Origin of the sequence: Sorangium sp. So ce117, assembly GCF_051524395.1 — a bacterium.
Classification (GTDB): Bacteria; Myxococcota_A; Polyangia; order Polyangiales; family Polyangiaceae; genus Sorangium; species Sorangium cellulosum_B.
Genome location: NZ_CP150309.1, coordinates 6,277,690 through 6,299,699, shown reverse-complemented (window position 1 = coordinate 6,299,699; position 22,010 = coordinate 6,277,690). Strand labels below are relative to the sequence as shown.

General features: G+C 70.9%; 15 protein-coding genes. 9 read left to right on the top strand and 6 right to left on the bottom strand.

Annotated features, from left to right (window positions below):
* Window positions 1-82 precede the first annotated feature (82 nt).
* A complete protein-coding gene (locus tag WMF46_RS23510) occupies window positions 83-862 on the top strand; it encodes an SUMF1/EgtB/PvdO family nonheme iron enzyme (protein WP_437987641.1) in 780 nt (259 codons plus the stop codon).
* A gap of 43 nt (window positions 863-905) precedes the next feature.
* Here WMF46_RS23510 and WMF46_RS23505 read toward each other — a convergent pair whose 3' ends face one another.
* Together WMF46_RS23505 and WMF46_RS23500 are read right to left on the bottom strand one after the other, a co-directional pair.
* Window positions 906-1,232: a hypothetical protein gene (locus tag WMF46_RS23505; protein ID WP_437987640.1), complete on the bottom strand. Its 327-nt coding sequence runs from the start codon at window positions 1,230-1,232 to the stop codon at window positions 906-908.
* A gap of 49 nt (window positions 1,233-1,281) precedes the next feature.
* Complete coding sequence (locus WMF46_RS23500; RefSeq protein ID WP_437987639.1) at window positions 1,282-2,841, bottom strand: HAD-IG family 5'-nucleotidase; 1,560 nt, start codon at window positions 2,839-2,841, stop codon at window positions 1,282-1,284.
* 874 nt (window positions 2,842-3,715) lie between these two features.
* On the opposite strand from WMF46_RS23500, the gene WMF46_RS23495 reads away from it, so the two are divergent.
* The gene (locus tag WMF46_RS23495) at window positions 3,716-5,584 is read left to right on the top strand and encodes an ATP-binding response regulator (RefSeq protein WP_437987638.1); all 1,869 of its coding nucleotides are present in this window, start codon (window positions 3,716-3,718) and stop codon (window positions 5,582-5,584) included.
* A gap of 18 nt (window positions 5,585-5,602) precedes the next feature.
* On the opposite strand, the gene WMF46_RS23490 is transcribed toward WMF46_RS23495, so the two are convergent.
* Both WMF46_RS23490 and WMF46_RS23485 read right to left on the bottom strand, forming a co-directional pair.
* Entirely contained in the window at window positions 5,603-6,421 is an 819-nt protein-coding gene (locus WMF46_RS23490) for an SDR family NAD(P)-dependent oxidoreductase (RefSeq protein ID WP_437987637.1), read from the bottom strand.
* A gap of 334 nt (window positions 6,422-6,755) precedes the next feature.
* Window positions 6,756-7,070: an Mpo1-like protein gene (locus WMF46_RS23485; RefSeq protein WP_437987636.1), complete on the bottom strand. Its 315-nt coding sequence runs from the start codon at window positions 7,068-7,070 to the stop codon at window positions 6,756-6,758.
* 129 nt (window positions 7,071-7,199) lie between these two features.
* Here WMF46_RS23485 and WMF46_RS23480 point away from each other — a divergent pair, with 129 nt between their 5' ends.
* Window positions 7,200-9,188, top strand: a complete 1,989-nt coding sequence (locus WMF46_RS23480) for a sigma 54-interacting transcriptional regulator (RefSeq protein WP_437987635.1) — start codon at window positions 7,200-7,202, stop codon at window positions 9,186-9,188.
* Window positions 9,189-9,263: 75 nt separating this feature from the next.
* Here the strand turns inward: WMF46_RS23480 and WMF46_RS23475 are convergent, their stop codons facing one another.
* Both WMF46_RS23475 and WMF46_RS23470 read right to left on the bottom strand, forming a co-directional pair.
* Window positions 9,264-10,805 carry a Glu/Leu/Phe/Val family dehydrogenase gene (locus WMF46_RS23475; protein WP_437987634.1) on the bottom strand — a complete coding sequence of 514 codons (1,542 nt, stop codon included), beginning with the start codon at window positions 10,803-10,805 and terminating at the stop codon, window positions 9,264-9,266.
* 212 nt (window positions 10,806-11,017) lie between these two features.
* The gene (locus WMF46_RS23470) at window positions 11,018-11,893 is read right to left on the bottom strand and encodes a hypothetical protein (protein WP_437987633.1); all 876 of its coding nucleotides are present in this window, start codon (window positions 11,891-11,893) and stop codon (window positions 11,018-11,020) included.
* A 1,202-nt stretch (window positions 11,894-13,095) separates the two neighbouring features.
* Here WMF46_RS23470 and WMF46_RS23465 point away from each other — a divergent pair.
* The 6 genes from WMF46_RS23465 to WMF46_RS23440 all read left to right on the top strand — a co-directional run bounded on the left by WMF46_RS23465 (window position 13,096) and on the right by WMF46_RS23440 (window position 22,002).
* Window positions 13,096-15,510 carry a right-handed parallel beta-helix repeat-containing protein gene (locus WMF46_RS23465; protein WP_437987632.1) on the top strand — a complete coding sequence of 805 codons (2,415 nt, stop codon included), beginning with the start codon at window positions 13,096-13,098 and terminating at the stop codon, window positions 15,508-15,510.
* A gap of 756 nt (window positions 15,511-16,266) precedes the next feature.
* On the top strand, window positions 16,267-17,988 hold the full coding sequence (locus tag WMF46_RS23460; protein ID WP_437987631.1) for an ABC transporter substrate-binding protein: 1,722 nt from the start codon (window positions 16,267-16,269) through the stop codon (window positions 17,986-17,988).
* Between the two features lie 48 nt (window positions 17,989-18,036).
* Complete coding sequence (locus WMF46_RS23455; RefSeq protein ID WP_437987630.1) at window positions 18,037-19,014, top strand: ABC transporter permease; 978 nt, start codon at window positions 18,037-18,039, stop codon at window positions 19,012-19,014.
* Window positions 19,015-19,035: 21 nt separating this feature from the next.
* Window positions 19,036-19,992: an ABC transporter permease gene (locus WMF46_RS23450; RefSeq protein ID WP_437987629.1), complete on the top strand. Its 957-nt coding sequence runs from the start codon at window positions 19,036-19,038 to the stop codon at window positions 19,990-19,992.
* Window positions 19,982-20,941 carry an ABC transporter ATP-binding protein gene (locus WMF46_RS23445; RefSeq protein WP_437987628.1) on the top strand — a complete coding sequence of 320 codons (960 nt, stop codon included), beginning with the start codon at window positions 19,982-19,984 and terminating at the stop codon, window positions 20,939-20,941. The genes WMF46_RS23450 and WMF46_RS23445 overlap by 11 nt, the downstream gene beginning before the upstream one ends.
* 2 nt (window positions 20,942-20,943) lie before the next feature.
* Window positions 20,944-22,002, top strand: coding sequence for an ABC transporter ATP-binding protein (locus WMF46_RS23440; protein WP_437987627.1), 1,059 nt, complete (start codon window positions 20,944-20,946; stop codon window positions 22,000-22,002).
* The last annotated feature ends 8 nt before the right edge of the window (window positions 22,003-22,010 follow it).

Here is a 22,010-nt window from a genome sequence, read left to right as displayed (position 1 = left end):
CGGCGATTTGCCCGCCGCGCCGGGGATCGGCTATGGCCAGGAGCTCGCCCCGGGCCTGGGCCTCTCCGCGATGCGACCCCCTTTGCCGTCTCACCCCCTCGCGCGCCGGCCCGCCCTGTCCCTCGCGCGCTCGCCGGTCTTCGCCGCGGGCGTCGCGGCGCTCGGCCTCGCGGTCCTCGGGCTACCGAGCCCCCGGACTGCCGCCGCCGCGCGCGCCGCGTGCCCCGCGGGGATGGCCTCGGTGCGTGGGACGTTCTGCATCGATCGCTTCGAGGCGAGCACCGTCGAGCTGCTCTCCGGCGGCGGGAAGCGCCGGCACTCGCCGTTCGAGCCGGTCGGCAAGCTGAACGTGAAGGCGGTGAGCCGGCGCGGCGTGAAGCCGCAGGCGTACATCAGCCGGGATCAGGCCGAGGCGGCCTGCCAGAACGCCGGCAAGCGGCTCTGCACGGACGACGAGTGGGTCACCGCGTGCAGGGGCAAGCGCGCCACGGTGTTCCCTTACGGACGCGAGCGGGAGCGCGGCGCCTGCAACGACAGCGGCGTCTCGTCGTTCAACCGCTACTTCGGCCAGGGGGGCGAGGCCCCGCAGTCGGCGTTCACGTGGGCCAACATGAACGACGCCCGCCTGAACCAGCTCCCGGGCACGCTGGCGTCCTCGGGCGCGTTCCGCCGCTGCAAGAGCAGCTTCGGCGTCCACGACATGGTGGGCAACCTGCACGAGTGGACGAGCGCGCCGCGCGGCACCTTCCGCGGCGGCTACTACCTCGACAGCGCCAAGCACGGCGACGGCTGCGAGTACAAGACCACCGCGCACTCGCGCGGGTACCACGACTACTCGACCGGCTTCCGCTGCTGCAAGTGACGCGGCGCAGGCGCGCACGCAGGCCGCGCGCCGCGCCCCCAGGCTACTTGGGGATGGGGGGGCGTCCGCCGCCGGCGCTGCCGGACATCGGCCCCTGCACCGTCGTGCACTCCTCGTCGCCGGTGTCGACCGTGCTGACGTCGTAACAGCAGAGCTCGCCGTCGAAATCCCCATCGCTGTCGATGGACTCGATGGAGCTCACGCAGCCGGGGTTCTCGAAGAACACGCGCGCCTCGCCGCTCGACGGGCACGCCCCTTCGAGCTCGGTCCAGTGAAAGCAGGCCCGCTTGCCGCAGCCGGCGGAGCCGGCGACGAAGAGGGCGGGGGCGACGAGCGCGACGAACAGCGGGCGGGGGCGGGCGATGCTCATGGCGATCTCCTCATGCGGCGCCCGCGCACCGGCGCGGAGGCCTCGGCGATCAGAGCTCGTGCGGCATCAGGTCGCGCGGGCTCCGGTAGTACTGCAGCGGCGAGTAGGCGAGCAGGTTCGAGACGCGCGACGTGTAGATGCAGGCGTACTCCTCGACCTGATCGCCGAAGCTGGACGTCTCGTTCGCCTCCTTGAGCAGCGAGCCCCAGTAGGGGTGGAAGCGGCGGGCGATCTCGCGCTCCAGCTTGCCGACCTCCGCGTCGACGGCCCGGAGCTGGCCGCGGATGCGCTCGACCGCGCGCTTGGTGCGGCCCCGCTCGGCCTCGTAGAACGACGTCGTGTAGTCGATCTGGACGTGCTCGCCGTTCGCCTCCGCGAGCAGCGTCGCTCCGCCCCCGTTGGTCGCGCCGTTCTTCTTCTGCTGCTCCTCTTCGATCTTGCGGGTGAGGTCCTTGTAGCGCTGCTGGTAGAAGCGCAGCTGGTCCTCGAGCTCCTCGCGGCGCCCCTCGAGCAGGGCGCTTTCCATGTGCTCGCGGCGGCACGACTCGTGGGCGGCGACCTCCGCCTCCATCTCCTGGATGATCATCGCCGTGCGCCACGCGCTCTCCTTCTTGGAGCGGAGGATGTCGCCGTAGATGTGATCGCCGACGTAGAGGACCCGGTCGCCGGAGATGTTCAGGAACTTCTCGAAGTCGTTGAGGTTGCCGCCCTCGTAGATGGCGCCGCGCTCGAGCGGGGCCGTGGCGGGGCGGGGCTCGGCGCCGTCGCGGATGAGGAGCGGGCGGCGCTCCTGGAAGAACGCCGGCTTCTGCGCGGCGACGACGATGACGTCGAAGTAGTGCCGGAAGCTCGGGTACTCCGGCATCGCGTCCCCGAGCAGGTACGTCATCATCTTCTCGGTGAACGGCCAGCGCGAGTTCGTGAGCAAGAAGAGCTTCTTGCCCGCCGAGCGGAACTTGTGGAGCGTCTGCGCCAGGTTCGGGTCGCGCTCGACGAAGCGCGGCAGGTCGGACAGGACGACGTCGAGGATGGTGCCGTCCCGGTGCGCCTCGTCGATGCACTCGCGGATGTCGGTGAACAGCCGCGCGTAGTCGAGCGCGACGCCGCGCTCCTCGAGGGCGTCGACGATGCCGGCGTAGAGCGTGGCCTCGCTCAGCGCGTAGAGCGTGTCGATCCAGTGGTAGCGGGCGGTGTTCGGCCGGATCTTGCGGTGCTGGTAGAGCGACCGGAGCTCGTCCTTCGTGAGCTCACGGAGGCCGTGGTACCCGCGCTGGACCACCTTGAACCGGTCCATCTTGAGCACGTGGCCGAAGCGCTTGTCGATCAGCAAGCCGCGGATCGGGAAGTGGATCGGATAGCGGAGCCGCCGCAGGAGCTCCTCGGGGTAGCCTCGCGCGGCGAGCTTCGTGACGGTCCCCTGGATCGAGAGGTTGTCCATCTCGGTCTGGTTGTAGATCGCCAGGGTGTAGTCCATGTCGAAGCCGACCCAGTCGATCCCCGCCAGCTTGAGGTTGCGGTTGACGAAGACGCGCCGGGTCCGTGGGATGCGCGTGGGCTCGGTCTGGGGATAGAGCCCTCCGAGGGGGAGCTCGAGCTGCTCGAAGAACACAGTGGGTCGACTATGGTATCCCACCCGGAGGGGCGTACAAAGCGCGCCACGGCGACGAACGCGCGTCTCCGCCTGCGCGGGGGTCTCGCGCGGCGCGGCGCGGCGCGGCGCGGCGCTGCGTAGCGTCGCGTACGGTTGCACGGCGTGCGTGTGACCCCCGAGCGCCATGCCCCTGCACCCCGGGTCGTCCGCCCGGCGCCGCCCGTCGCCGTCCATCGGCCCGTCGATCGAGCGCGCAGCGATCCGTCGCGCCCGAGCAGCCTTCCGCCCGCGGCGCGCCCGGGCGCGCCGCGCCCCCGGGTGCGCCGCGCCGAACAACTGCGCTATGGTGCCGCCCGTCCCGTCGTGTGCGATCGAGGAGACGGCTCCTCATCCGTCATCGACGGGATCCTTGCCCGATGCTTCTTGCTGCGTCCCAGCCGATCTCCCGCAAGCCCCCCCGTCCAGCGCGCCACCTCATGGTGGCTCAGCATGCTGCGCCGCCGCGCGGAGCGGATGTCGGCCGCCAGCGTGCTCTCGGCGGAAGCGGCGGTCGATCGCGAGCGCGTCGTCGTGACGGCGCTCGGGGACGCGCGTCGCCCCCATGGGCCTCGCGAACCGTGGGAGACGCCGCCGAGCGCCCCTGCGGTGGCGCGGGGCGCGGGAGCTGACGGACGCTGACATTGCGTGAATGGCGCGTAAAAGGCATGTAAAAGCCGCCCAAGAGGCGCGTAAAACCCGCGCGAATGGCGCGCGAATGGCGCGTGCACGGCGCGGCGCGGTCGTCGCGGCGCGCACGGCGAGCTTCTCTCCGGGGCATTGTAAGCAGTACACTTGAAGCTCCGGCGTCGTGGGGCTCGCGTGGGGCGGGCGCCCGAGGCGTGGCGGGGCGTCGATGGCAGGCAAAGAGCAGCGCCGGAGCGGTCCAGAGAGCAGCCCCGGCACGAGGAGCAGCGAGTCCGCGGAGCGCGCGCTCGCGCCGCAGGAGCCGGCCGCGCGGCCATGGGCGCTCGCCCATGAGGAGGGGGAGGCGAGCGCGGTCGCGCAGATGCGGCACGAGATCCGGACGTTGCTCGGCGGGATCGTCGGGTTCAGCAGCCTCTTGCTCGACAGCGAGCTCGACCCGGAGCAGCGCGCCTGGGCGCGGCGCATCCGGAGCAGCGGCGACGCGGTGCTCTCGATGGTCGACGATCTCGTCTCGCTCGGCCAGCCGGACGGCTGCGGGCTGCCCGTCGATCACGCCGACTTCGATCTGCGCCGGGCGATCGAGGACGCCGCGGAGCTGCTCGGCGATCGCGCTCATGACGAGGGGACCGAGCTCGTGCTCGACGTCGAGCCGGACGTGCCGGCGGCGGTGCGCGGCGACGCCGCGCGGCTGCGGCAGATCCTGCTGAACGTCGTGGCGACCGCGATCGGCGCGGCGCCCCGAGGCGAGGTGCTGGTGCGCGCCGCGCTGGACGCGGCCCGCAACGACGAGGCGAAGGGCAGGCTCGACGGTGCGCCCGAGCGAGCGCGCGCGCGGGTGCGCTTCGATGTGCGCCTCGCGGGCGGCGCAGGGCGGGCGGACGGCGCGGCGGCGCCGGGGGCAGCGGGCGCGCCGGGCGGCGGAGCGCGGCCTGCGTCCGGGCGAGACCTCGGCGTGGCGTCCGGCATGGCCGTCGCGAAGCGCCTGGTCGTCGCGATGGGCGGCGAGCTCTGCGAGCCCGCGGACATCGATGCGCGCCGGCATGGGATCTCGTTCGCGCTGCCGTTCGAGCGGCGCGCGCGCGGCGCGGAGCGCGCGCTCATCCCGCGCATCGACCTGCCCGGGAAGCGGGTGCTCGTTGTCGACGACAGCGGCTCGGTGCGTCAGGTGGTGCGAAAGCTGAGCGAGGAGCTCGGGCTCGCGTGCCGCACCTCGGGCAGCGGCGCCGGCGCCCTGGCTGCGCTGCGCGAGGCGGCGGACGCCGGCGCCGCCTACGACATGGTGCTGATCGACCTCGAGCTGGCCGATCTCGACGGCCTGATGCTGCTCCAGCGTATCAAGGCGGACCCCGCTATCGCGCCCGTTCGCGTCGGCCTCATGACCTACGCCGGCAGGGAGGCGCCCAGCCGCGCCGAGGTCGACTCCGTGCTCATCAAGCCGATCCGGCGCGCGCAGCTGCACTCGAGCCTGCGGCTGCTCGCAGGGCTGCCGCCGGAGCACGTGTCCGCCGGGGCGCGCGCGCACCCGCCGAAGTCGGCGCGAGCGACGGCCTCATCGAAGCCGCCGAGGCAGGACGAGGCGGACCGCGGGCGGCGGCCTCCCGGCGCGGCGTCGCGGTCTGGCGCGTACGAGGCCGCCCACCCCGACGGCGCGCCGCCGAGCGTGGAGCTCGCTCCGCCGACCCTGGTCACGCCCTCGCCCCCGTCGACGTCGACGACATCGAGGCGCGGCCAGCCCGCCTCCTCGCGGCCGCGGGGCGGGCTGCGCGCCGTCGAGCCCGACGTCGTCACCGAGATGATCGAGCTCTTCCTCACGGAGGCCCCGACCCGGGTGGCCTCGATGCGCGAGGCCGCGGCGCAGGGCGCGCTCGGCGAGCTCGAGCGGCTTGCCTGGGCGCTCTACGAGAGCGCCGACGCGCTCGCGGCCTCCAGCTTGAAGGAGCTCTGCGCCCGGCTCGATCGCGAGGCGCGCGCGGGGACGCTCGAGAGCGCGACGGAGGCGGTGCGGGCCATCGGCCGGGAGGTCGAGCGCGTGCAGTCGTCGCTCGCCGCGGAGCTCAAGAAGCGGGGGTTCCGGTGAGCCCGGGGGCCCTTCCGTTCAGGTGAAGCCGACGAGCCGCGAGCTCATCTCCCAGAGCCGCGAGGCCGCCTCTGCGTCGGTCGCCATTCCCTTGAGAGGCCTCGCCCTGGTCCGCTCGAAGAAGGCGGGGCTCCCGGCGGGCGCCGTCTCGGCCAGGATCGCGAGGAGGTTCGCGGCCGCCTGCGCCGGTGTCGCGCCCACGACGTCGATCAGCGCCTTGAGGACGCGCGAGGTCCCCTCGAACAGCCCTGAGCGCACGAGGCCAGGGTAGTAGCAGAGCACCTGGGCTCCTGTGCCCGAGAGCCTCTCCGCGAGGCGGCGCGCCGCGAGCACGAGCGCGAGCTTCGACCGCGCGGAGGCGGAGAGGAACGAATACGAGCGCTTCGACATGAGATCATCGAAGTCGAGCCGGATGCTGTCCACCGGCGCGACCATGTTGACCACGCGCGCGTCGCGCGCGGCCTTGAGCCGGTCGAGCAGCAGGTTCGACAGCAGGAAATGCGACAGGTAGTTCACCTGGAACGTCATCTCGAGGCCGTCGGCCGACTCCGCGCGTTCGCGCAGGAACACGCCCGCGTTGTTCACGAGCAGGTGAACGGCCCCGCACCGGTCGGCCACCTGGCGGGCCGCCGCGCGCACGGACGCGAGCCGGCCGAGGTCACACTCGACGAGGTTGACCTCGCCGAGCACCTTCAGCGCGGCGAGCTTCCTCGCGCCGTCGGAGCCGGTACGGCGGCAGAGCACGGTCACCCGGGCGCCCTGCCGCGCCAGCGCGGATGCCGTCGCGAGCCCGATCCCCGAGGTGCCCCCCGTGATCACGGCGACTTTCCCCCTCATGCTCCCCATCCCCCGTCTCCTCGTCCTCGTCCATCTCATCGCCTGCGGCGGGCCGGTCCCGACGCTCCGGGAGCTCGTCGGGACAGAGGCACGGGCGGACGGACGTCGATGCGCCGGCGGGCGCGGTGCCTGCCGAGGACCCCAAACAGGAAGAGTCGTCGCCCCCGCCCGCGACACAGGTACGACCGTGCGTGCATCACGTCAAGAAAGCTTTGCGCAATGCAGCACAGTGGCAAAGAAAACCATGTTCCAGGTTTTCTGATGCAGGAAGCCGATCTGTCCGCGTCACAGCCGTGCACGTGGACGGCGCCCGGGAAGCGCCTGGCGAGGAGCGTCAGGGGACGGGCGTCTCCTCGAAGACGCGCAGGCCGTACTTCTCGAGGCACCAGAGAACGCCGATGATCAAGCTCCGCTTGTCGTCCACGAACGACGGCTTCTTCCCCTCGAAGCAGTGGCCCGCGAACTGGAAGCCCCAGCCGGTCGCGAACATTGCGGCCGCGAGCGGGAGGCCGATGAGCGTCGCGCCCACGGGGAAGCTTGCGACGATCAGCGGTATGCCGACCTGGTGACACGCCTGGTTGCGTGGATCCTGGTGGTCTTCCTTGTACCGGCGGAGCACCTGTGTCCATTCGGCGTTGAGACGCAGCATCCGACCTCCTTACCATGCGGACGCCCCGCGCGCGCTTTCGCCGAAGACCGGGGGCGCCGCCGCTTCCCGGTTGCCGTTGGGAGGAATGAGGCGTAGTTGGGCAGTGTGAGCGGTTACAGGACCGGCCCCATGGCGACGACCGCGCCGCTGTCCATCAAGACAGGGGAGCTCCTCCAGGGCGCGCGCTCGGAGAAGCGGCGTGTGCTCCTGCTCGTCTATCATCATGACGGCGTCGAGATGGCCCCGATGAGCCCCGGCGTCGGCGTCGTCGTCGGCAGGGAGGCCCCGGCCGACGTGGTGATCCGGGACAGGAGCATCTCGCGGCGGCACGCGCGCTTCACGCTCGTGGGCGGCGAGGTCGTGGTCGAGGACCTCGGCTCCCGCAACGGGACGCGCATTTCAGGGCAGCGGGTCGAGAGCGGCGTGGTCAAGGCCGGGGACGAGGTGCTGCTCGGCGGCATCGTCGCGTCGGTCCATGTGCTCTCCGGGGGCGAGATGCCCCCGTTCGGCCTGGAGGGCTCCGACGCGCTCCGCTTCGCGCTCCAGGCCGAGATCGTGCGGTCCAGGTTCTTCGGCCGCAAGTTCGCGCTCGTCGTGGTCCGCTCGCTCGGCGCGCAGGCGAGCCACCTCCGCCACTGGGGGCTCCGCGTGCGCGAGGCGCTGAGGCCCGTCGATCGCGTCGCCTTCTACAGCGCCGACACCCTCGAGATCCTGCTCCCCGAGGTCACCCCCGAGCTCGCCGAGGAGCTCGCGAAGGCGATCGTCGCGCGCCGCGAGGGCGAGCCCCTGCTGGTCGCGGGGGTCGCCGTGTCCCCCGACGCCGCGACGTCCATCGACAAGCTCATCGAGGTCAGCCACGAGGCATCGCGGAGCGCCACCCCCGCCGAGCCCGTGCGCCTCGCGCCCCCGGAGGGCGCGCTGGTCTACGTCACGCCGAAGGTCGACAGCACCCGGCCGCCCGACGAGGCGGGCCCGCCGGGCGCGCCGCCGGAGAGCCAGTGGGAGGCCGACGGCCACCTCCTCGCGACCAAGAGCCCGCTCATGCGATCGCTCGTCGAGGTGGCGCTGCGGGCCGCGCGCTCCTCGATCCCCGTGCTCCTGCGCGGCGAGACCGGGACGGGCAAGGAGGTGCTCGCGAGGTTCATCCACGACGGCAGCCCGCGCCGCGGCGAGCCGCTCATCTGCGTGAACTGCGGCGCGATCCCGGCGCTGCTCGTCGAGAGCACCCTCTTCGGCCACGAGCGCGGCGCCTTCACCGGGGCGAGCCAGCAGCACAAGGGCGTCTTCGAGGCGGCCGCCGGCGGCACGGTCCTGCTCGACGAGATCGGCGAGCTGCCCGCGGCAGCGCAGGCCGCCCTCCTGCGCGTGCTCGAGACCAAGCGGGTGACGCGCGTCGGCGCGACCAAGGAGCTGGAGGTCGACGTCCGCGTGATCGCGGCGACGCACCGCGACCTCGACGCGATGTGCGACGCGGGCACGTTCCGGCTCGATCTGCTCTACCGGCTGAACGCGATGACGCTGAACATCCCGCCGCTCCGCGCGCGCCGCGACGACATCGCGACGCTCGCGGCGGGCTTCCTGGCGCAGGCGAACTCGGCGAACATCAGCCGGGTCCAGTCGCTCGCGCCCGAGGCGCTGGCCCTCCTGAAGTGCTACTCGTGGCCCGGCAACGTGCGTGAGCTCCGGAACGCGATCGAGCGGGCCGTGGTGATCGCGGAGGGCGACGCGATCATGGCGCGCGATCTCCCGGAGCGCATCCGCCTGGCGGTGACCTCTCCCAGCTCGCCGCCCACGCCCTCTCGCGCCGTCGACGTCTCGCGCTCGTCCGAGCCCGGCGTCGCGCCGGCCCTCTCCCTGCGCGCGTCCGAGCCGCTGCCCTCGCGCCCGTCCGAGCCGCTCCCCCCGCGCGCGTCCGATCCGGGGCAGGGGGCGGCCCCCGCGGTCGGCCTCAAGACGCGCCTGGAGCAGATCGAGGCCGAGCTCCTGCTCGAGGCGCTGCGCGCGTCCGACTGGAACCAGACGGAGGCGGCGCGTCGCCTCGAGCTGCCGCTGCGAACGCTCCAGCACAAGATCAAGGTCTACGGCATCAAGAAGCTCGGGTACGGCGTCGCTCGCTAGGTCCGCCCGCCGCCCGCCCGAACCCGGCCAGAGGGACGGCCGGACTTCGGCGCCGCTCTCGTCGTTTTGCCGAGATCACTGAGAGAACCCTTCCAGCATGTAGTGCGCCTCGATCCGCTTGAGCGCGAGCACCATCGCGGCGAGCCGCATCGGCAGGCGCTTGCCCACGACGAGCCCGGTCGAGTCGTGATCGTCCGAGCGGCGCGGCCGGTCCTCCGCGATGTCGCAGATCAGGCGGTAGTTGCTCTTGATGGCGCGCTCCAGCCGCGCGTTCACCTCGCCCTCGGTCCAGTGCTCCATGCGCTTGTTCTGGATCCACTCGTAATAGGAGACGGTCACGCCGCCCGCGTTGCCGATGATGTCGGGGATGACGCTGATGCCGCGCTCCGCGAGCACCTTGTCGCCCTCGGTCGTGGTCGGGCGGTTGGCGCCCTCGGCCACGAGCTTCGCCTTCAGCCGCTCGGCCACCTCGCCGGTGATGGCGTCGCCGAGCGCGGCCGGGATGCAGATGTCCGCGTCCACGCTCCAGAAATCGTCCCGCGCGATCGCCTGGGCGCCGCTGTAGCCGGCGACCGACCGCCGGAGGTTCTGCGGGTTCTCGTTGACGTGCGCCATCAGCGCGCCCACGTCGACGCCGTTCGGGTCGAAGATCGCGCCGTCGGCGTCCTGCACGGCCACGCACCGCGCGCCCATCCGGCACAGGATCTCGGCGGCGGCGGAGCCGACGTTGCCGAAGCCCTGCACGATGAAGCGCGCCCCCGCGAGGGGGGCGCCGCGCTGCGCGTACCACTCCTCGATGCAGTACGCGAGCCCCTGCCCGGTCGCCTTGACGCGCCCCTCGGAGCCGCCGATGCGCACGTCCTTGCCCGTGACGACGCCGCGGTGGTTCACCCGCTCGCGCTCGCCGTCGCTGTACTGGCGCAGGAGCCACGCCATCACCTCGGCGTTCGTGCCCACGTCCGGCGCGGGGATGTCCACGTTGGGCCCGATGAGCTGCTTCAGCCGGTACATGTACCGGAGCGAGATCGCCTCGAGCTCCTCCTTGCTGTGCTCGCGCGGGTCCATGCGAATACCCCCCTTGCCGCCGCCGAACGGGACATCGGCGATGGCCGTCTTCCAGGTCATCTCGGCGGCGAGCGCGTTGAACAGGTCGAGCGACACGGCCTTGTGGAAGCGCAGCCCGCCCTTGTAAGGCCCTCGCGCCTGGTTGTGCTGGACCCGATAGGCCTTGAAGCGCACGAACGCGCCGGGCTGGATGCGGTAAAGGCCCTGATCGGCGAGGCGGATCGTCCCGTCCTGCACGTGGATCGAGCCGCTCCGGAGCGCCTCGGGGCGGAGGATGAGCTTGCCGTTGAAGAGCGGGGTGATCGCGGCCCGGTTCGGGATCACCGACGCGGGGAGCCGCTCGTAGGCCGCGGCCGCCTCTCCGCGGAAGGGGACGAGGCGGTCCTGGAGCTGCGTGGTGATGTAGAAGATGTGCTCGTAGTCGGGCTGCTCGAGCTCCAGCCGGATGCGGGGAGCCAGGCCGATGAGGTCCGCGGCGGTGTGAAACACCACCATGGATTCGCCGAAGATGTTGGTCTCCGGCTCGCGCTCTAGGAGGGGGGCGTCTTCCATCGCCGTATGCTGCCTCGACCGCGCGGCGGGGGTCCAACGTTTCGCGGGCCCGGCGCTCGACGAGGGCGCCCGCTCTCCAGGGGCCGGTCGACGGACGGGCCGCCCGCCTCGCGGAGAGCTCGGGTGACTCTCCCCGCAGGTTCGGGCGGACCCTCGTATCGATTCACCGCGGCTCGCGGCGGCAGCGTGGCCCTCGCGCCCGGGGAACGACGTCAGGGGAAGAGCGATCCAGGGAAACCACCTCCGCCGCAGCACCCAGCGCCGCCGAAGCCGCCGAGCGGCACGCCGAACCCGCCGGGGAAGCCGAAGCCGCCGTACGGATAGCCGCCCATGCCGAGCGGCCACCCGAAGCCGCCCATGCCCGGGAGGCCGCCGAGGCCGGGCATCCCGCCCATCTGCCCGACGGGGCCGCCGGGCATCTGCCCGACCTGGCCGACGGGGCCGCCGGGGCCCTGGAGCGGGCCGCCGCCCTTGATGGGGCCCTGTCCGAGGTCGCCGGGGCCCTGGAGCGGGCCGCCGGGGCCCTGCCCGACGCCGCCAAGGCCGCCCTTGATGGGGCCCTGTCCGAGGTCGCCGGGGCCCTGGAGCGGGCCACCGGGGCCGCCGATGCCACCCTTGAAGGGGCCCTGTCCGACGCCGCCGGGGCCCTGGAGCGGGCCACCGGGGCCACCGATACCGCCCTTGGAGGGGCCCTGTCCGATGTCGCCCGGGCCCTGGAGCGGGCCACCGGGGCCGCCGAAGCCGCCCTTGAAGGGGCCCTGTCCGACGCCGCCGGGGCCCTGGAGCGGGCCACCGGGGCCGCCGATGCCGCCCTTGATGGGGCCCTGGCCGATGTCGCCGGGGCCCTGGAGCGGGCCACCCGGGCCGCCGATGCCGCCCTTGAAGGGGCCCTGTCCGACGCCGCCGGGGCCCTGGAGCGGGCCACCGGGGCCGCCGAGGCCGCCCTTGATGGGGCCCTGGCCGATATCGGTCTTGCCCGGCACCCCGGGCGCGCCGATCAGGCCGCCGCCCCGCGTCTCCTCGTCCGTCGCTTCCTCGTCCTCCAACGCCTGCTCACTCGACGCCACGTCGACGTCAGCCTGGTCCAAGTCGGCCTCTTGCGGAGCCACCGCGTCGACTGCGCACCCGGTCATCAACACAGAAAAGAGCATCGCCGCGTGCGCCATCTTCATATCGATTGAGCGAACCATCCGTCCTCCTTCCATGCCCTGCTACGGCCCTCGGGCCCGCGCCGGCATGTTGAACGGCGTGGAGAGCAGGCTGCGTGCCTGACTCCTCGTGTGCAGAGCCTGCCGCGTCGGCGACGGCGAAAGTGCATTGTCTGAATCCGCGCCGGGTGAGCGTTCTGCCCCGTTTCATCGCGCCGGGGAGCCGCCGCGCCTGCGCGCGCCGGCGCCGCCTCGCAGCGCCGATGTGGGAGCCTTTCGAGCGCTGGAGAAAGGCAAATGTCGACGTCCATCGCAGGGCGCCCCCCGCGCGTCGCGCGCGGCGGGACGGCATGAGACGGGGGAGGACGACCCGACTTGCGGCTTTATCGCGCTCGGCAAGCCGCATTTCCGAAGACCTGGTGGATCCCTGCAATCAGGGGCTGCAGCGACTCGACATCTGCGCTCGTCGGCGGCGATGTTCTCATCGCTTGCGGCCATCTGGTCACGCCGTGCGCAGCCCACTTCGGCCGACAAGGGCCCTGTGGGGCGCTCCTCCTGCGGCAACCTCGCCGTCGTCGCGTGAGTGTGCCGCGCTCTGCGCCGCGCCGCGCGTCACCCCGTCGTCCGGAACGACGGCGCGGTCGCCGGCTTCAGCCGCGGACGGCGGGCCCGCGACGCAGCGGGAGCGGCCGCCTGCGCGGGGCGTCCCCGCGCCGCGTTCGCCCGGTTCAACGTGGTTGACAGAAGACGTCTGACCCACACGCTCGGCCGCGCGCGAGCCTCGGTGTCAGCGAGGCTCGCGCGCCCACGCCCGGGAGACCCGGCGCGGCGCAGCCGTCCGTGGCGCTGCAGCGAAGGGAAAGTCGGCGCGATCACGGCTCCTTTACCTGGCAGGAGCGCATCTCCCGTTGTAGGATTCATTACGCTAAAGGAGCTCGCGCAGCGCCGCACAGGCGCACAGGCGCACAGGCGGCGTCCTCGTCACCCTGGCGCGGGCTCCTCGACGATCTCGGGCGCTCGGAGCGCCTGTTCATGGAGGCTACGCGCGGTCTCCGCGCTGCAGCGGGAGCTCTGGAGAGCTGTTCGCCCGAGGAGCGGGAGCCCGCGGCGCGCGAGGCAGCGCTTTCCAAGGAGGGGATTGCATGCGCTTCTGCGCGACGCGCGCGGGTTCATCTTGCCTGGCAGCCTGCATCGCGGCTCTCTTGCCGCTCGTCGCGGCGTGCAGCGACCCCTCGGGGAGCTCCGGCGCCCCGCTCGTATGCGAGGGCGTCGCGCCGCGCGCGCCGAGCTGCGCGCCTGGGCACGTCCTCGGCCCCGCGGACGCGTGCATGCCGGTGGGCATCCAGGGGTGCGCCGAGCTCTTCGTGGAGGACGACGGGCTCTGCCATCCATCGATGGAGAAATGCCCTGCGGGGACGATCCCGAAGTTCGATGAGGGCTGTATTCCCGCTGGCATCCCCCGCTGCGCTCCGGAGCTCGCGGGCGACGACGGGCTCTGCAGGCCGGCCATGGCGAGGTGCCCGACAGGCACGTTCGCGACGCCGGAAGCGGGGTGTGTGCCGGTCGACGGCCCCGTCGGCTGCGGGCGCGGGCCGTGGGGGAGCGTCCCGCGCGTGTCCGGGAACGTCTATGTGGATCCGAGCTACTCCGGCGCGGACGGCGACGGATCCGAGGCGAGGCCGGTCACGACGATCGAGGCGGCGCTGGGGCTCGTCGACGACGGCGGGACGATCGCGCTCGCGGCGGGGACCTACGACGAGCCGGTCGTCATCACGAAGCCGCTCGAGATCACCGGCCCGTGCGCCTCGCGCGTGCGGATCCGCGGGGTGAGCTCGGCCGTGCGTCCTCCCGCGATCGTGGCCGTGCTCGACGCAGGGGAGGTGACGCTCCGGGGGATCGAGATCGGCGGAGACGGCGCCGGCGTCGTGGCGACCGGCGCGAGCGCCGTGACGCTCGAGCGCGTTCACATCAAGGACGCCATGCATGCCGGCGTCCTGTCGGGCGATGGCGCCCGCATCTCGGTGGCGCAGAGCTGGATCGAGGGGACGCGCGGCGGCAGCGCAGGGACCGGCATCGGCGCCTGTGCGGAAGCCGGCGGTGCGCTCCTCGTGAAGGAGAGCGCCGTGACGGGCAACCGCGCGGCGGGCGTGGCGGCGCTCCAGGCGGGCGCCACGGCGTCTGTGGTGGGCAGCCTCGTCGAGGGAACCGTGTCGTCGGGGCGCTACCCGGCGGACGGCCAGGGGATCGTCGTGCAGGACGGCGCCGAGGCGTCGATCGAGAGCACGGCTGTCGTTGGAAACCAGCTGTCCGGGATCCTCGTGGCGGCCAGCGCGTCCGCGACCCTCTCCGGCGTGCTCGTCGAGGGGACGAGCACCGGGACCTCCGACCCGCCTTACGGCGTCGGCGTGTATGCGGCGAGGCAAGCGCGCGTCGCCATCGACTCGAGCGTGGTCCTCGGCAACACGGAGATCGGCGTCGCCGTCATCGGCGAGGGCAGCGCGGCGACGATGACGCGGAGCCTGGTGCAGGGCACGGTGGCGGCCCCGACCGGGTCGTTGCTCGGCGGATTCGGGGTCGCCGTCGCCCGCGGCGCGGCGATGCGCCTCCACGACAGCGCGGTCGTCCGGAACCGCGGCACCGGGGTTCACGTCGGCGACTCTTCCGCCGAGCTGATCGCCGGCGGCAACCTCATCGAAGGCACCATCGCCGAAGGCAGCTGGGGGGACGGCGCCGGGCTGACCGTGGCGGAGGGCCGGGTGACGCTCGTGTCGAACGCCATTCGCAGCAACGAGGGCACCGGCCTGCTCGTGGGATATGACGGGTCCGAGGCGACCGTGACAGGCAACCTCGTCGAGGGGCATGTCGCGCCGGACCGCCGCGCGCCGGTGGGGCAGGGGATCGTCATCTACAGAGGCGCCACCGCCGTGCTCGCGGGCAATGTCGTGAGCGGCAACCGCTCCGTCGGCGTCTTCGCCGGCACGGAGATCCTCGGCAGCAAGGTCGAGATCATCGGGAACCTGATCGACGGCACCGCGGGCGGCGAATCAGACGACGGTGACGACGGCGACGACGGCGACGACGGCGGCGACGACGACGACGACAGCACGGGCATCGGCGTCGCCGCCGCGGGGTACGAGATCCGGCTCGCTTCGTCCATCGTCCGCGGGAGCCGCACGGCCGGCGTTGTGCTGTTCGCCTCCGAGGCGGAGATCTCGCAGACGGTCGTCGACGGGGTGACGGGTGATCCCCGCGCCGCACAGGGCAGGCGGCGCGACGAGCTCGTCGCCGACGGCGTCCTCGCGCTCGCCGGCTCCACCGTCGCGCTCGATGACGTGCGGGTGGAAGGCTGTGCGCGCGCCGGCATCCTGTACGACCGGAGCACCGGTCGCCTCTCCCGGGTTCGCGCCCTGGACAACCGCTTCGGGCTGGTCGTGCAGGGCTCGCCCGAGCCTCAGCTGAAGCTGGGTAAGGAGAGCGCGTTCGTCGACAACTGCACCGCCGACGAGCTCTTCGGCAGCGAGCTCCGCGTGCCAGCGTCCGCTCCCCCGCTCCCATGAAACGCGCTCGCGGCCGCTCGTCTGCCCCGCGCCCGCGCCTGTGCGCGAAACATTGATGACATCGAAGGGAGCCTTTCCTGATACGTGGTACTCACGGCCACGGCGGAGAGGACCAGCCCATCAGGCGTCGAATAGCGGCCCGCACTACAACGCTGAGCGTACCCGACGCTCCGCCCGCGTCCGCCCCTGACGCGGCCTTCCCTCTCTGCCCGCCCAGGGGGGTGTCCGCGCTCGCCCTGGGAGCGCGCCCCCCTGTCCATCGGCGCGAAGTTGGAAATTTCTGGTCTTGTAATCGCCCGCGGACGTCTGTATAGACCTGCCCCGGACGCGCGTGGACCGCGGTGCACCTCAGGTGCCTGAACCGACGCAGCCTGTGACTGCTTACTTTCTTACTGCGGCCAAAGAAAATAACAGTGCAAGTGCTTAAGCCATCATTCCTCATGACGCGTGATGACACCATGAGCACCATGAGACGGAGTTGCTGCTGCGAGACATGACGCACCACGACATCTCCCTTGTAAAGCGCGCCTGAGTAAGCGGCGCGAGAACTTGACAGCGACCTCGAATCCCCGTTGACACTGCTGTGCGAAAACGGCTACTGTGCCGACGCCTGGATGCTGGTATGGCGCACTGCGTCGCGGTGTCGAATTCCGGCGAGCCGCTCTGCTGCGTGGTGGCTTCCAGGGAGATTGAGGAGTGGGAGAGGGACGGTGGGCGCTCGGGCGTATCCACGAGGGCCCCGCGAGGAGCATTCTCATGAGGAACTGGTTGTTGCCGCGTCGGACGTTCGTTTTGTCGACGTTGCTGCTTTCGGTCGGTGTCACAGCGGGGTGCGGGAAGACCGAACCGACCAAGGAGTCCGCGGGCGGCGCGAGCACCGCGCCGGGTGCGGGCAAGCCCTCTCCGGCCGCCGACACCTTCCTGACCGTCTCGATCGAGCAGCAAGCGTCATGGGTGCGGAACTTCAATCCTCTGCTCGCATCAGGCAACGTTCGCTGGCCAACCGTCGCTGGTATTTACGAGCCGCTCCTCGTTTACAACACGATGAAGGGCGAGTTCACCCCCTGGCTCGCATCCAAGTACGAGTGGGGTAACGGGAACAAGACGCTCACCGTCACGACGCGGCCCGGCGTCAAGTGGTCCGATGGCCAGCCGTTCACGGCGAAGGACGTGGCCTTCACCTTCGGGCTCCTGAAGAAGCACGTCGCCCTCGACCTGCAGGGCGTCTGGAAATGGCTGACCTCGGTCGAGGCCAAGAGCGACTCCACGGTCGAGTTCACGCTCACGCGGCCGTACGTCCCCGGGCTCGTCTTCCTCGGCCACCAGCCGATCGTGCCGGAGCACAAGTGGAAGGACGTGGCGGATCCGGTCACGTACACGAACGAGAACCCGGTCGCGACGGGGCCCTTCACCGAGGTGAAGACCTTCCAGAACCAGATCTACGAGCTCGGCCGGAACCCGAACTACTGGCAGCCGGGCAAGCCGGCGATCAAGGGGCTCCGCTTCCCGGCGTACCCGGGCAACGACCAGGCGAACCTGGCGCTCCTGAACGGCGAGGTCGACTGGGCCGGCAACTTCGTCCCGGAGATCGAGAAGGTCTACGTCGGCAAGGACCCGGCGAATCACCACTACTGGTTCCCGCTCGTCGGCAGCACGGTGTTCGTCTACACGAACACGACGAAGAAGCCCCTCGACGACGCGCGGGTGCGCAAGGCGATCAGCATGTCGCTCGACCGCGAGCAGATCGTCAAGGTCGCCATGAACAACTACACGCGGCCGGCGGACGCGACGGCGCTGAGCGACGCGCACGAGCGCTGGCGCAGCCAGAAGACGGTCGAGGCGGGCGACTGGGTCAAGTTCAACGTGGCCAAGGCGAACCAGATCCTCGACGAGGCGGGTTATGCCAAGGGGGCCGACGGCATCCGCGTGAAGGACGGGAAGCCGCTGCGCTTCGATCTCAACGTCGTCACGGGCTGGTCCGACTGGGTGCGCGCGGCGCAGATCGTCACGCAGCAGGTGAAGCAGATCGGCGTCGAGGCCACGCTGAAGACGTACGACTTCAGCGCGTTCTTCGAGGCGCTCCAGAAGGGCACGTTCGACCTGTCGATGGGCTGGTCGAACGAGGAGCCGACCCCCTACAATTTCTACCGAGACCTCCTCGGCACCGCGACCGCGAAGCCGGTCGGCGAGACGTCGGCGCGCAACTGGCACCGCTTCGGCGCCAAGCAGGCCGACAGCCTCTTCGAGGCGTTCGAGGCCGCGACCGAGCCGGCGGAGCAGAAGAAGATCATCGAGCAACTCCAGGAGATCTTCTCCGAGGCGGCGCCCTCGATCCCGCTGTTCCCCGGGCCGTCCTGGGGCGAGTACAACACACGCCGCTTCACCGGGTTCCCCAGCAAGGAGAACCCGTACGCGAAGCTGTCGCCCAACAACCCGCCCGAGTACCTCCTGGTCCTCACCGAGCTCAAGCCGAAGTGAAGTTGGGCGTGACCTGATCCGGAGCGCAGGTTAAAAGAGAGAGCTTCTGTGCGTTACCTTCTGCGACAGCTGGGCTTGTACTTCATCGCGGCGTGGGCCTCGCTCACCCTGAACTTCCTCATTCCGCGCGCCATGCCGGGCGATCCAGCCTCGGCCATGTTCGTGCGCTTCCGGGGGCAGCTGCAGCCGGAGGCGATCGAGGCGCTGCGGAAGGCGTTCGGGTTCACGGATGAGCCGCTCTACAAGCAGTACTTCACCTACCTGAGCCACATCCTGGTCGGCGATTTCGGCACATCGATCGCGCACTTCCCGGCGAAGGTGACGGAGGTCATCGCGACGGGGCTCGGCTGGACGCTGCTCCTGTCGGGCGCCGCCGTGATCGTCAGCTTCGGCCTGGGGACGCTGCTCGGGATCATCGCGACGTGGAAGCGGGGCGGCTGGCTCGACTCGATCATGCCGCCGGTCCTGATGTTCCTCGGCGCGTTCCCCTACTTCTGGCTCGCGATGGTGTCGCTCTACCTCCTCGGGTTCGTGCTCGGGGCCTTCCCGCTGCGGCACGCTTACAGCGACACGCTCTCGCCCGATTGGAGCCTGGAGTTCATCGGGAGCGTGCTCTCGCACATGATCCTGCCCGCCCTGTCGATCGTCATCGCCACCATCGGCGGCTGGATGCTCGGCATGCGCAGCGCGATGGTCACCGTGCTGTCCGAGGAGTACATCACGATGGCCCAGGCCAAGGGGCTCTCGCAGTGGCGGGTCATGTTCACCTACGCCGCGAGGAACGCGCTCCTGCCCAACGTCACCGGCTTCGGCATGGCGCTCGGCTTCGTCCTCGCCGGCTCGCTGCTCACCGAGATCGTCTTCTCGTATCCGGGGCAAGGCTATCTGCTCATCCAGGCGGTTCGAAACCAGGATTACCCGCTCATGCAGGGGATCTTCCTTACCATCACGTTCGCCGTGCTGGGGGCGAACTTCCTGGTCGACGTGATCTACGTGTTTCTTGATCCCCGCGCCCGCGGGCGCTGACGGCTGGGTCCAGGAGAAGCGATGGCTGCGCAACAAGGCAACAGCGGGGGCGGCGGCTCCCGCGCGGCGGGATGGCTCCGCCTCCTCCTCTCGAATCGCAAGGCGATGGTGGGCACGCTCATCGTGCTCTTCTTCCTGCTCGTCTCGCTGCTCGGCCCCTCGCTCGTGGGCCAGGACCCGCACGCGTTCGTGGGCATGCCTCACGAGGCTCCCTCTGGCGAGCACCTGTTCGGCACGAACGGCCAGGGGCAGGACGTGCTCGCGCAGACGATCGTCGGCGCGCGGACCTCGCTGGCCGTCGGCTTCGCCACGGGCTTCGCGGTGATCGCGATCGGCGCGGCGATCGGCATGGCCGGGGGCTACTTCGGCGGCTGGATCGACAGCGTACTTTCGCTGCTCACGAACGTGTTCCTGATCATCCCTGGCCTGCCGATGGCCGTCGTCATCGCGGCCTACCTGCCGGCCGGGCCGATGACGATCCTGTTCGTCCTCGTCCTCACGGGCTGGGCGTGGAACGCGCGTGTGCTCCGCTCGCAGGTGCTCGCGCTGCGCGACAAGGACTTCGTGTCCGCGGCCCTCGTGAGCGGCGAGAGCAGCGCGCGCATCATCTTCGTGGAGATCCTGCCGAACATGACGTCGCTCCTCATGTCCGGCTTCATCGGCGCGACGGTTTACGCCATCGGCGCCCAGGTCGGCCTCGAGTTCCTCGGGCTCGGCGACCTGAGCGCCGTCACCTGGGGGACGAACCTCTACTGGGCGAGCAACAACGCCGCGCTCCTCACGGGCGCCTGGTGGACCATTGTCCCCACCGGCGTGTGCGTCGCGCTTGTCGGGTTCGCGCTCACGCTCATCAATTACGCGATCGACGAGATCTCGAATCCGCGGCTCCGCTCGGAGGGAGCCTGGTCGCGTCTCCTCAGGAGCCGCAAGGTCACGGCGGGTTCGTCAACGCCGGTGGTGAGGACTCATGGCGCCTAGTCCGCTTCTCTCGGTTCAGGATCTCCGGGTCGAGTTCATCACCCCGACGGGTCCGGTGTGTGCGGTCGACAACGTCTCCTTCGACATCGCCCCGGGCGAGGTGCTCGGCCTCGCGGGCGAGTCGGGGAGCGGCAAGTCGACGGTGGCGATGGCCATCATGCGGCTTCTCCGCCCGCCGGCGGTCATCACGGGCGGGCACGTGTACTTCGCCGGGCAGGACGTGCTGGCGATGAACGACGAGCAGCTCCGCGCCTTCCGCTGGCGGAAGATGGCGCTGGTGTTCCAGAGCGCGATGACCGCGCTCAACCCGGTGCTGACGATCGGCGAGCAGATCGCGGATCCGATCATCGCGCACGACGGCGTGACGCCCGCTCAGGCGATGGAGCGCGCGGCCGCGCTGCTCAAGCTCGTGAACATCGACTCGTCGCGCCTGAACAGCTACCCGCACCAGCTGTCGGGCGGCATGCGGCAGCGCGTGGTGATCGCGATCGCGATGGCGCTCAAGCCGCCGTTCCTCATCATGGATGAGCCGACGACGGCGCTCGACGTGGTCGTGCAGCGGGAGATCCTGCAGCAGATCGCCGAGCTCAAGGAGCGCCTCGGCTTCTCGATCCTCTTCATCACGCACGACCTCTCGCTCATCGCCGAGTTCTCGACGCGCATCGCCATCCTCTACGCGGGCAAGCTCGCGGAGACCGCCCGCGCCAAGGACCTCTTCAGCGATCCGAAGCACCCGTACACGCAGGGGCTCCTCGGGTCGTTCCCCTCGGTCCGTGGGCCGCGCCGCAAGCTGCAGGGCATCCCGGGTTCGCCGCCCGACATGCGCAACCCTCCCGCCGGCTGCCGCTTCCACCCCCGGTGTCCGCAGGCCTTCGCGACCTGCCAGAACGAGCTGCCCGTCCTTCGTGAAATCGCGCCCGAGCACCGCGGCGCTTGCCACCTCTACTGACGATGACGATGACGCAACCTTCTGTCTCGCCTGTCCTCGATGTGGTGCGCCTGGGGAAATACTTCCCTGTCGGCGGCGGGCTGCGATCGCAGCAGCTCCGGGCGCTGCACGACGCATCGTTCGCGCTGGCAGAGCGTGAGGTCATCGCGCTCGTCGGCGAGTCGGGCAGCGGCAAGAGCACGATCGCACGGCTCCTCGCGCGGCTGATGCCCCCGAGCAGCGGGCAGATCGTGTTCAAGGGTCGCGACGTGCTGAAGGAGGAGCCGACCCGCGCCTCGCTCGCTTACCGCGGGCAGGTGCAGATGATCTTCCAGGATCCGTTCGGCTCGCTCAACCCGGTGCACACCATCGGTTACCACCTCGAGCGGCCGCTCCTGCTCCACAACAAGGCGCCCACCCCGGCGATCCTCCGGGAGAAGGTGCACGAGCTCCTCAAGACGGTCGATCTGAACCCGCCGGCGGAGGTCGCGCTCAAGTACCCGTACCAGCTGTCGGGCGGCCAGCGGCAGCGCGTGTCGATCGCCCGCGCCCTCGCGGTGGATCCCAGCGTGATCCTCGCGGACGAGCCGATCTCGATGCTCGACGTCTCGATCCGCATGGGCGTCCTGAACCTGATGGAGAAGCTCAAGGAGGAGCGCGGCATCTCGTACCTCTACATCACGCACGACATCGCGAGCGCGCGCTACGTCGCGGATCGCACGATGGTGATGTACGCCGGCCACATCGTGGAGGGCGCGCCGAGCGAGGAGCTGATGCAGCAGCCGGCGCACCCCTACACGAAGCTCCTGCTCTCGGCGGTTCCGGATCCGAACGGCTCGATCCGCGGCGACCTCCCGGCCCGGTCCGGGGCGCCGAAGCTCATCAACCCGCCGCCGGGCTGCCCCTTCGCAGACCGCTGCCCGAGCGTGATGAACACGTGCCGGGAGCAGATGCCGGGGGCCGTCGACGTCGGGTCGGGGCACTGGGTCCGCTGCCACCTCTACGCGCCCGGCTCCGTCATCGCGCCCTCAGCGCTCTACGATCGCACGGTGCCCGCCTCCGTCGAGGCCGGACCTCTCTAAAGGAGAAC